The organism is Ruegeria sp. S84, from assembly GCF_056583445.1.
Genome location: NZ_CM152618.1, coordinates 3,552,156 through 3,561,035, shown reverse-complemented (window position 1 = coordinate 3,561,035; position 8,880 = coordinate 3,552,156). Strand labels below are relative to the sequence as shown.

12 protein-coding genes are annotated in these 8,880 nt (G+C 55.5%); 3 read left to right on the top strand and 9 right to left on the bottom strand.

From position 1 onward, the window contains the following. Positions 1-233: 233 nt before the first annotated feature. The 4 genes from rplL to AC1DFB_RS17820 form a co-directional block, all read right to left on the bottom strand. A complete protein-coding gene (gene rplL, locus AC1DFB_RS17835) occupies positions 234-608 on the bottom strand; it encodes a 50S ribosomal protein L7/L12 (protein WP_010441182.1) in 375 nt (124 codons plus the stop codon). A 79-nt stretch (positions 609-687) separates the two neighbouring features. Then, complete coding sequence (gene rplJ, locus AC1DFB_RS17830; RefSeq protein WP_170406495.1) at positions 688-1,206, bottom strand: 50S ribosomal protein L10; 519 nt, start codon at positions 1,204-1,206, stop codon at positions 688-690. Between the two features lie 515 nt (positions 1,207-1,721). Beyond that, on the bottom strand, positions 1,722-2,642 hold the full coding sequence (locus AC1DFB_RS17825) for a LicD family protein (protein ID WP_170406498.1): 921 nt from the start codon (positions 2,640-2,642) through the stop codon (positions 1,722-1,724). Continuing rightward, on the bottom strand, positions 2,639-3,211 hold the full coding sequence (locus AC1DFB_RS17820) for a class I SAM-dependent methyltransferase (protein WP_480593435.1): 573 nt from the start codon (positions 3,209-3,211) through the stop codon (positions 2,639-2,641). The genes AC1DFB_RS17825 and AC1DFB_RS17820 overlap by 4 nt, the downstream gene beginning before the upstream one ends. An 11-nt stretch (positions 3,212-3,222) precedes the next feature. Here AC1DFB_RS17820 and AC1DFB_RS17815 point away from each other — a divergent pair, with 11 nt between their 5' ends. Continuing rightward, entirely contained in the window at positions 3,223-3,372 is a 150-nt protein-coding gene (locus AC1DFB_RS17815) for a hypothetical protein (protein WP_480439580.1), read from the top strand. A 239-nt stretch (positions 3,373-3,611) separates the two neighbouring features. Here AC1DFB_RS17815 and rplA read toward each other — a convergent pair whose 3' ends face one another. Then, on the bottom strand, positions 3,612-4,310 hold the full coding sequence (gene rplA, locus AC1DFB_RS17810; RefSeq protein WP_010440987.1) for a 50S ribosomal protein L1: 699 nt from the start codon (positions 4,308-4,310) through the stop codon (positions 3,612-3,614). Between the two features lies 1 nt (position 4,311). Continuing rightward, positions 4,312-4,761, bottom strand: a complete 450-nt coding sequence (gene rplK, locus AC1DFB_RS17805) for a 50S ribosomal protein L11 (protein ID WP_010440985.1) — start codon at positions 4,759-4,761, stop codon at positions 4,312-4,314. Positions 4,762-5,142: 381 nt separating this feature from the next. Between rplK and AC1DFB_RS17800 the strand changes: the two genes are divergently transcribed. Beyond that, complete coding sequence (locus tag AC1DFB_RS17800; RefSeq protein ID WP_170406505.1) at positions 5,143-6,384, top strand: peptidoglycan-binding domain-containing protein; 1,242 nt, start codon at positions 5,143-5,145, stop codon at positions 6,382-6,384. Between the two features lie 95 nt (positions 6,385-6,479). Continuing rightward, positions 6,480-7,667, top strand: coding sequence for an adenylate/guanylate cyclase domain-containing protein (locus AC1DFB_RS17795; protein WP_480921786.1), 1,188 nt, complete (start codon positions 6,480-6,482; stop codon positions 7,665-7,667). Positions 7,668-7,714: 47 nt separating this feature from the next. On the opposite strand, the gene nusG is transcribed toward AC1DFB_RS17795, so the two are convergent. The 3 genes from nusG to ccoS form a co-directional block, all read right to left on the bottom strand. Then, positions 7,715-8,248 (bottom strand): transcription termination/antitermination protein NusG, encoded by a 534-nt coding sequence (gene nusG / locus AC1DFB_RS17790; RefSeq protein ID WP_152459924.1) that lies wholly within the window; start codon positions 8,246-8,248, stop codon positions 7,715-7,717. 193 nt (positions 8,249-8,441) lie between these two features. After that, positions 8,442-8,639, bottom strand: coding sequence for a preprotein translocase subunit SecE (gene secE / locus AC1DFB_RS17785; RefSeq protein WP_170398600.1), 198 nt, complete (start codon positions 8,637-8,639; stop codon positions 8,442-8,444). Between the two features lie 80 nt (positions 8,640-8,719). Then, positions 8,720-8,878, bottom strand: a complete 159-nt coding sequence (gene ccoS, locus AC1DFB_RS17780; protein WP_074737762.1) for a cbb3-type cytochrome oxidase assembly protein CcoS — start codon at positions 8,876-8,878, stop codon at positions 8,720-8,722. Positions 8,879-8,880: the final 2 nt, after the last annotated feature.

Here is an 8,880-nt window from a genome sequence, read left to right as displayed (position 1 = left end):
GATGTTCTCAGCGGGCAAAGACACCGTCGGGCCCCGGCATCTTGCACAATCGAGACGACACGTCCGGATCAATTCGTGACCACCGTCCCGAAGGTGGCCTCCCGATCCGAAAACCGTGTCTTAGAAAACGCCCCAGACAATGAGGCCCTTTCTAAGACAGGTTCGGCTGGACCCGGATTTCTCCGGACCCAGCCAAATTTTGCGGCGCATCAGCGATGCACCTGTCGGTTGGCTTAGGCCAGCTCGACTTCGGCGCCAGCTGCTTCCAGCTTGCCTTTGACTTCCTCGGCTTCGTCTTTCGACACGCCTTCTTTGATCTTGCCGCCAGCTTCGACCAGCTCTTTGGCTTCTTTCAGGCCCAGACCGGTGATGCCGCGAACTTCTTTGATCACGTTGATTTTCGAAGCGCCGGCGTTCTTCAGAACGACGTCGAATTCGGTTTTTTCTTCCTCAGCTGCGCCACCGGCGTCGCCACCAGCTGCAACCATTACGGCGCCGCCAGCTGCAGGCTCGATGCCGTATTCGTCTTTGAGGATAGTTTTCAGTTCTTGTGCTTCCAGCAGGGTCAGACCCACGATGCTTTCTGCGAGTGCTTTCAGATCAGCCATTTTATCAGCTCTTTCCGTTTACAGTGTGTGTTCCAACGTCAGGGTATTTACCCTACGCAGATCATTCAGTGCCAACCGCTTACGCAGCTTCCGCCTTCTCTTCGATGGTGGAAAGGATGCTTGCGATGTTGCTTGCAGGTGCGCCAATCGCGCCGGCGATGTTCGAAGCAGGTGCGCCAATGCAGCCCACGATCGAAGCAATAAGCTCTTCACGAGACGGCATTTTCGAAACGGCTTCAACGCCTTTGCGGTCCAGAGCGTTCTCGCCCATTGCACCGCCGAGGATTTCAAAATTCTTGTTATCCTTGGCGAAGTCCTCGGCCACCTTGGCTGCTGCCACGGGATCCTCGGAATAGGTCAGAACGGTCATCCCTGTCAGCAGGTCGGCCATGCTTTCACACGGCTTACCCTCAAGGGCGATTTTGGCGAGCCTGTTCTTGGCAACACGCACGGCACCACCCGCGTCACGAGCACGTGCGCGAAGGTCCTGCATCTCGGCAACTGTCAGACCGGCGTAGTGCGAAACCACTACGACGCCAGAGCTTTCGAAGATTTGGCCGAGTTCCTCGACCACTTTCTCTTTCTGGGCTCTATCCACAGTTCTCTCCAAGTTAGGGGCGATATCTCACCCCGGCTCATATTTGCCGCAGCTTTCGCTCCGGCGTTCAGGTCCGTTGTTACGGGATTGGCCAAAATGCGCCCGAGGATCGTGACCCTCAGAATTCTTTGGTCTTACCCGTCTCAGGCAGGGAATTAAGGGGCCAGATGAACCCACCCACCGTCTTGGACGAAACAAAATAAAGCGCACGACGAATCGCACGCTTTATTCCGTGGCTCTACTTAGGACAGATGGGCCGGGTTTCCAAGGGGTAAATTTAGGTGACTCGCGTCTTCTGCGCAGAGGAAGCCACATAGCTGGAAATGTTCTGAGACCTCTTGGTTATTGGGAAACAAGCCGACATTAAGGCTTGCAGAATCCGCTGCGCACAAACCATAGCCTCACCCCTCCCGCGACAAAGCGCATATCCCTACATTGATCTGGTCAGGCATACCCCTGACTTACCCCCTTGGCACAAATGTGATTGCAACTTGAGGGCCTATGGCGCGGCGCTTTCAACCGATACTAAAGTCGCGCTGACACAAAGGTGCAAACTTACGGCGCGCCCGTCGCCAATGGAAATGAAAAAGCGGGTCCGGTATCCGCCAATTGTTACCGTAACTTTGGGCCAGCAATGCAGGCGCGTCCTGTGGCAGCATGATTTCACCACCGTTAAGCGATTTGAGTGGGAAAATCGCGCTTTCCGGCAGATCATCAAGTGAGTACGGATACACGCTAAAGCGCCCGTTTTCCGTCCAAGCCGGAAACAGATCGATATCAATACCCAAGTTATTTTTGACTTTGAAGATAGGAATGCTGTTTTTCAGCGAATTGTCATCCAAGCAATCGCTGTCCAGCAACTTTCGCTGATAATCAGCCCATTTTTTTGCGACGCCTTCAAGCGTGGACTCACCCAAATACACCGCAAAATCGACATCGTCATCGTGACCGATCAATCCACCCTCGCGAACATGACCCAACAATGCGCCAGCGTACAGCATGATCGGCTTTCCTAAACGGATTACGGGTTCAAGCTCGGCGTCAAGTTTTGAAAAGATATCATCGCCAGTCTTTTCCCCGAATGTTCTGTTATAGCCATGCGGTGTAATGAAATCGGGGTATAGCGTCTGCTTCACCCGCTCAAAGAACGAGGCAAAGCGCGCCTCTTTGCCCTGATCCGCATAGCGAGTCTCCATATGCTTTAGCCTACCGTGCGTCCGGGCAGGCTTTGTTCTCCCATGGCAGCAAAGAAGGATATAGGTCTCTTCCCAGTCATCAAATAGCGCCTGGTTTTCCAAGCGCTTTATTGGTTCCTTTAGCGAATTGACAGCCAAGCGCGTTTTACGAGGCCGTGGTAGTGCAGTTTGTGCCGCAGCATGGGTGAAAACATGCTCTCGAAGTGAGGCAAGCTCCTTGATTAACTCTTCTTCTGTCATTGTGTTTTTTCATAGATCGCGCGGGCGACGATCGCATCTTCTGTTTTATATTTTGCGAAACCACTGCCTTCGACGCCATAACACTTTCGGAATTCTGAGGCTTCCATTTTTGAATCCAGATCCGTCGCACTTACGTATCGCCGGAAATGCGGCGCCGCAATTTTCGTTGTGGCTCGGTCCGCCAACGTTCGATATTCGAACGCTACGACATCGCCAGGCCTGCACTCGCTCCGCAGCGCCCGGATCAGAGCATCTTCTTCATCATCTGTGATCGCATGCAAAAAGAACCGAGCATAAACGCAAACGATTTCAGATCGTCGCTCGGACAACACACGCTCAATCAATCCATCTTCGAGATTGGTCTGAACAAATTCAAGATCGTCGCCGCCCTGCTTTTGTGCATGCTTTTGCGCTGACGCAATCGCTGCCTCAGACGCATCCATGCCGGTCACTTTGAACCCGTGTCGTGAAAAGAAAAAACTGTCACGGGCATTCCCACACCCTACGTCAATGACATGTGACTGCCGATCAATCTCATTTGCCACAAACGCTGCGAATTGCGACGGCAAGGTAAGCTCCCATGACCCTGCCGATTTCGCATAAAACTGGTCCCAAAAGGCGCGTCGATCTTCTGGAAGTGATTTCTGACGAATATTTTGGTTCATTGATGGGTATTCTCGAACAGCTACTACACGGCAATGGGGGAACTGTGTCAGACCGCACCCCCTAGTTCAATCGCTTCTTTAGCCACCGCTGCTGAAGCAGTGAATCTATGTTTGTGCGTATCGCTGCTTTTTAGTCAGCTTAGCTGTAACCGGGTTTGAAATTGGCAAAACTTCAAGATTTCAATTGAGGTGCAAGCAACCGCGCTATCACACAGCTACAGCCTGTTTCTCATGTGGTGCGCAATAAAAATCCCGGGCAGTTCTCACTACCCGGGATCAAGTTCTCAAAGCTAAACGCTAAGGCTTATTCGCCCGCAGCAGCCGCCACGTCCAAAGTCACACCCGGGCCCATGGTCGAGCTCAGCGCGATTTTCTTCATATAGGTGCCTTTGGCACCCGACGGTTTGGCCTTCGCAACAGCCGAGATGAAGGCACGGACGTTTTCGACCAGCTTGGCTTCGTCGAAGGACGCTTTGCCAACGCCGGCGTGCACAACGCCGCCTTTTTCCGCCTTGAACTGAACTTCACCACCTTTTGCTGCTTCCACAGCCGCTTTCACGTCCATAGTCACGGTGCCAACTTTGGGGTTCGGCATCAGGTTGCGGGGGCCCAGAACTTTACCCAAACGACCGACGATCGGCATCATGTCCGGGGTTGCAATGCAGCGATCAAATTCGATGGTGCCGCCCTGAATGGTTTCCATCAGGTCTTCCGCGCCAACGATATCTGCGCCCGCTTCTTTCGCTTCGTCTGCCTTGGGGCCACGAGCAAATACAGCAACGCGCATCGCTTTGCCGGTACCGTTCGGCAGGCCAACAACGCCGCGAACCATCTGGTCTGCGTGACGAGTGTCGACGCCAAGGTTCAGAGCGATCTCGATGGTCTCGTCGAATTTCGAGGTCGCATTGCCTTTGACCAGGGAAACGGCTTCTTCGACCGACAGGTTTTCCTTGCCAGCGACAGCTTCGCGCGCAGCGCGGGTACGTTTACCGAGTTTTGCCATTTTACTTCACCTCGATGCCCATTGAGCGGGCCGAGCCCAGGATGATCTGCATTGCGCCTTCGACGTCGTTGGCGTTCAGATCTTTCATTTTGGCTTCGGCGATTTCACGAACCTGCTTCGAGGTTACGGTTGCCACGGTCTCACGACCTGGGTTTTCCGCACCACGAGGACGGTTACGCTTGCCAACCGGCTTCAGACCAGCCGCTTTTTTCAGGTAGTAAGACGCGGGCGGCGTCTTGATGTCCATGGTGAAGGACTTGTCCTGATAGTAGGTGATCACGGTCGGGCACGGAGCGCCAGGCTCCATGTCTGCGGTCTTGGCGTTGAACGCCTTGCAGAATTCCATGATGTTGATGCCGCGCTGACCCAGCGCCGGACCAACTGGCGGCGACGGGTTCGCCTGACCTGCAGGAACCTGCAGCTTCATTGTACCAGCAAGCTTCTTGGCCATTTGGTTTTCCTTTCAACTTAGGTGAAACGCGTTTCACCCAGACTATGTTGCGTGGTCCGATCCGGGATCGCGATCCCAGCAACCTCCCACGAGAGAATCTCGCCCGAAGACGATAGGGGCGGCACTTACAGCGGAACGGCGGGGTTGGCAAGTGGCCTGCCCTGCTCTCACACATCGAATCAAGCCCCCAAGTGGGTCTCATACGCTCACGGCGTACAGATCGTTACTAACAAGGTGCGACTGACAACTCTTAAGAAATTAATATCAATGCAGAATCTAGGCGGTGGTTGCGGGATGGTCGGGTTTTCGCCACCCCCATCACCTCAATACTCGCAGCTGTGCTATACTCGACGAAATTAGTATTTTTGGTGGAGGTTAATTATGATCATTCGTTTATTAATAACAGTTGGCATCGCGCTGTCATTTGCGGCGTTTTCTCCTCAGACCGCGCGGGCCGATGCTGGCGAGATACTGGGCGGTGCTGTGGTTGGTGGCGTCATCGGCTACGCTATCGGCCGGGATCAGCAGAGAAAGCAGCAGGCCCGGACGAGGTCAACAACAACACGCACTTATCGCCCCGGAATTCCGTCGACCACACAAGGGGCGCAAACCCAGACCGCGCTCAACTATTTCGGCTACAACGCCGGTCGCGTTGATGGTCAGGTCGGTCGTGGCACGCGGTCTGCGATCGAACGCTATCAGGTCTCGATGGGCTACCCCGTGAATGGCTATGACTTCCAGCCCTATCAGCGCGACTTCCTGATGCAGGCCTATTACTGGGCGACAAGCGGCGGTCAGACGACAACCCAACTCGCAGGCCAACCGCTTTTGATGGAATACCGTCGGCAGATACAAACCGGCTCTGCCCTGGCTGCTGCCCCTCAGGCACCAGCACAAGCCCCAGCAACCACGATTCCGGTTGTGGTTCCTCAAGCTCAGGAACCAGAGCCCGAGGCCAATACAACTGAAACAGCCTCTGCCAGCCTGCCAAGCCTGTTTTCCGGCGGGACCGGCGGCCCATCGCTGGCCAATCGGTGTAGCGGGGTGATGCTGCAGACCTCGACCAACGGGGGCTACACGACACTGTCAAATATGACGGATGCCGATTTTGCCCTCAGCGAACAGTTCTGCCTTGCTCGCAGCTATGCAATGGCGCGTGGCGAAGATCTGATGGCGGATATCCAGGGGCTGACGCCGGATCAGGTGAGCGCACAATGCGACTCGTACGGTGAAATGTTGGCACCGCAAGTTGATGCGCTGTCGATCAGCTCGAAGGCAGAAGCTGAAACCCAGGTACGCAAGCTTGCGCTGGACTCGGGCCTCAGCCCCGCTGATCTTGCCGCGACAAGCAAAGTCTGTCTGTCGATGGGCTACCGTCAGGACAACATGGACACGGCAGTCGGTTCCGCATTGATGCTAGTCGCGATGGGTGAGCCTGCCTATGGAGAGTTGATCGGCCACCATCTGCGCGAAGGCTTTGGTGTGCAACAGCGTCGCGATCTTGCGATGCAGTGGTACGATGCGAGCCTTTCGGCGCTGGATGCCGGTTCGCAGGCCGTCTTCCTGCCATCCCAGACCGACCGCCCGCAACTGTTGCGAGCCGCTATGGTTCAAGCGCAGTAAGTCGCGCACTAAGTCGCTTCAGCCACTGCGAGGCTGATACAAATAACGCCGCGGTGTCTGTTTGCATCGCGGCGTTCTATATTGAGGGTGCCATTATGCCGACCCCACCGGAACCGATCTCAAAACATGACAAGATCGACGCTCTGATCGAGTGGATGGTTGACGGTGCCCGCCCAGCTGGAAATGCGGTCGATATCATCGAAGGTATCTGTACTCGTCTGCTGGATGCCGGTGTGGCCATCGATCGGTTCGGTTTGTTCATCTGGACGCTGCATCCCAATCTGATGGGTCGACGTTTCCTGTGGAAAGCGGGCGCTGGCGTTGATCGTGTCGACGCGCCGTCTCAATTGTTCACCGAGGCGATCTACACCGATAACCCCCTTCCGCATGTGATTGAGCGTCAGCAACCCGTCCGCCGCCATCTGGAAGATCCCAACTGCCCCGAGGATTACATCATTGTTGGCGAATTGCGCGAGCAGGGCTTCACCGATTACCTGGCGCAACCGCTGATCTATCTCAACGGCGATACCCATGTCTGCACCTGGTCAAGTGCCACGCCCGGTGGGTTTTCAGAGAGTGATCTGGCGATCCTGAACCGGGTTCGCGGTCCGCTCGCCCGCCTGACCGAAACCTATATGCTGCGGCTCGACGCGACCTACCTGCTGTCGACCTATGTCGGCCGTAACAGTGGCGCCCACATTCTGGACGGTAAAGTACATCGCGGTGATGGCAGCAAAATCGAGGCCGTTATCCTGTTTGCGGATCTCAAGGGATTTACCCGCCTTTCGAATTCGGTTTCCGGCGATACGCTGGTCCGGCTGCTGAATGACACGTTTGATTGCCTTGTCCCGTCGGTCATGGACCACGGCGGAGAGATTCTGAAGTTCATGGGCGACGGCTTTTTTGCCATCTTCCCTACCAGCACGGATCTTCCGCCAAAGGTGCAGATTCAGGCCGCCATCGCAGCGGTGCGCGAGGGTGTGGCGTCGCTGGCCGAGGCCGATTTCCAGCATAAGCTTGGCGTGCGCACTGCAATTCATCACGGTCGTTTCCACTATGGCAATGTAGGTGGCGGGGATCGGCTGGATTTCACGGCCATCGGTCCAGACGTCAATTTGGCGGCTAGACTTGTAGCGGCGGCCACAGACTTGGATTGCGACCATGTCCTTTCGGATACAGCCGCAGCATTTCTCCCGACACTCTGCGAACCGGTCGGAACTGTATCACTTAAAGGTTTTGGTGCGGATCAAACTGTCTGGCAGATAAGCACGCCCCAAACGTAAAAAGGGTGCCCATAAGGCACCCCAAACGATGGTTCGATGGAAACCAATCAGCTCTGCTTTGTGACCTGCGTAAAGTCCAGCTCGACCGGTGTTTCGCGGCCAAAGATCGAAACCGAAACTTTCAGTTTCTGGTTCTCGTCGTCCACACCTTCGACCATGCCGTCGAAATCCTCGAACGGGCCGTCGTTGACCTTGACCTTCTCGCCGACCTCGAAGCTGATCATCAGCTTGGGCGCTTCTTCACCTTCCTGAACGCGGTTGAGGATCTGGTTCACCTCGGCATCGCGCATCGGCATCGGGCGGCCCTGGGGGCCCAGGAAGCCGGTAACGCGATTGATCGAGTTGATCAGGTGATAGCCCTGATCCGACATTTCCATGTGTACCAGCACGTAACCCGGCATAAAGCGGCGTTCGGTGGTGACCTTCTTGCCCCGGCGCACTTCGATCACCTCTTCGGTGGGCACCAGAACCTCGTCGATATCGTCTTCAAGGCCCTGCTCAGCCACCGACGTGCGGATCTGCTCTGCGATCTTCTTTTCGAAATTCGAAAGAACGCTGACCGAATACCACCGTTTCGCCATGAACCTGTCGTCCTTGTTTGCCTTTGGGCTGCGACGCATCGCGCCCTTCGTTGAAATCCTATTGCGTCACCCGGAATAAAAAGCGGCGCGCAGCCCGATTCTGCCGCACGCCCATTCCGAATAGTCATGTCACCTACTCTGACATCGCAAGCTGTGCAAGGGGGCAGTCGCGTTTCGGCTTGCCCAAACCGGCTTAGCTAAACGCGCCGAGTACCAGTTGCAGACCGCCGCGAATGCCCAGATCAACCAGCGCAAAGAACACAGCCGTCAGCGCCGCCATTATGAACACCATGACCGTGGTCAACAGAACCTCACGACGGGTCGGCCAGACGACCTTTGCGACTTCGGCGCGGACCTGCTGAATGAACTGGATCGGGTTTAAGGTTGCCATGAGGCTACAATCTCTCTTCTAGCGGATGGGCCGGACATAGCCGGGCATTGCGGCAATTTCAAGGGCTGTTGACGCCTCTGTCAGGGCTTGGGCTTGTCATCCCATTCGTCGCTTAGGATACGGCGCGCATCGCCTTCCGGATCCTCATACTGGTTCGAGCGGACCGTGTAGATAAACGCAACCAAGCCAACCCCGCCCAAAAGCAGGGAAATCGGGATCAGATAGGCAAGCACTTCCATCA